This window comes from Tepidanaerobacter sp. EBM-38 (genome assembly GCA_001896545.1).
GTDB lineage: Bacteria > Bacillota > Thermosediminibacteria > Thermosediminibacterales > Tepidanaerobacteraceae > Tepidanaerobacter.
Genome location: MPOT01000059.1, coordinates 1 through 1,409, shown reverse-complemented (window position 1 = coordinate 1,409; position 1,409 = coordinate 1). Strand labels below are relative to the sequence as shown.

Sequence of the window (1,409 nt, the reverse complement as noted above, 5' to 3'; positions counted from 1 at the left end):
TCTTCTGTATATTGTTTTCTTGTCATTTAAGTTAACCCCCTGCTTTTATACTATCATATACAAAGATTTTCTCCAAGTTGGTTAGGGGGCTATAGAGAAAACTGTAGAAAAGAACAGAGATAGATTAAAGGATACAATTAAGAATATTAAACTATACAATCCTATAGATTTTCTGAGAAAGGAGATGGATATTCAGGTAAAGATACTTGTAAGGTGTCTTTTCTATTATCTATCGTTATTTTTATCGACTCCAGGGAAACGCAGCATTCTTGATTAAACCCTTGGGGATTAAATCCTCTAGGGCTTTTTCTATGCCTTAAATCAAACATGGTATATTTATATTATTACTGTTTACTGTATAATATAATTAAAAGCAATCTAAGTAGTAAAAGGATAGGCGCACGGAGGTAAATATGGCATTTAATATGGATGATAACGGCATACTACCCGAGTAAAAGCGAATGGTTAGATGATTTAAAAACTAGAAGGAGGCAGGTATCATGAATTGCATTATTTGCAAAGCTAATTTGATAGAGGGAAAAGTAAATCATATTGTTGATTTTGGAGAAGGAATAATCATTATAAAAAATGTGCCTGCAAATATCTGCAAGCAGTGTGGAGAGTATTATCTAGATACCAAAATAGCTTCAAAATTAGAATCCATTGTGGAAGAAATAAAGAAAAACAAAGCAGAAGTATTTATCGTAAACTACAGTGAAATGGTGGCTTAAATAAAGGTGTCAGGCACTCACTTATATACTTATTTAATGATAGGTAAATTTGAGAGATTAAAACATTAATTTCAAATTTGACCGTATCTTCTATAGAGTGGTATAATCAAAGAGTTGCTGCATCAGACGACGCAGATAAAGGCTATAATGGCACACAATAGAGACGAAGAAATTGAGCATGCGGCTATGTTAATCAAAAGAAATTTGGCAAAAGATATGATACTGCCTAAAATAAGAACGGATAACGGTCAGTAATTTTTTTGACGAAGCAGTAAAGATCAAACCTTTTACGGCGTAATCTTTAAGCTTTAAACAATTATTAAAGTTAATACAAAAGTACAATTTTATGAGAAATACAAAGATGAGGTAGAAAGTTTGATGATAATTAAATTGGCTTTTTCCTATATAAAAAAGCAAAAAGGAAAAACTATACCACTTTTGGCAGGTGTAGGATTAGCGGTTATGCTAATCTTTTCAATGCTTGTAATCAGAGATTCGGGATATGATAGTCAGATAAGAGAAGCAAAAAACTTACATGGAGATTATAATCTGTTTTTTGATGACATTGATATGAACTCAGTAGAAGAACTGAAAAAGCAGAAAGAGGTAAAAAAATTAATCAGTGTGAAATATTTATGCGAAGTAGTTAACACTGATAATGGAGTTGCAGTTGACTTA

Annotated in this window: 1 protein-coding gene and 1 pseudogene; both read left to right on the top strand. The window is 31.6% G+C overall.

Annotation, left to right across the window (positions count from 1 at the left end; translation table 11 throughout):
- Nucleotides 1–500 precede the first annotated feature (500 nt).
- Entirely contained in the window at nt 501–731 is a 231-nt protein-coding gene (locus BUC45_RS07315; RefSeq protein ID WP_013779418.1) for a type II toxin-antitoxin system MqsA family antitoxin, read from the top strand.
- A gap of 378 nt (nt 732–1,109) precedes the next feature.
- A pseudogene (locus BUC45_RS07310) lies at nt 1,110–1,409 on the top strand (ABC transporter permease); the annotation flags it as partial.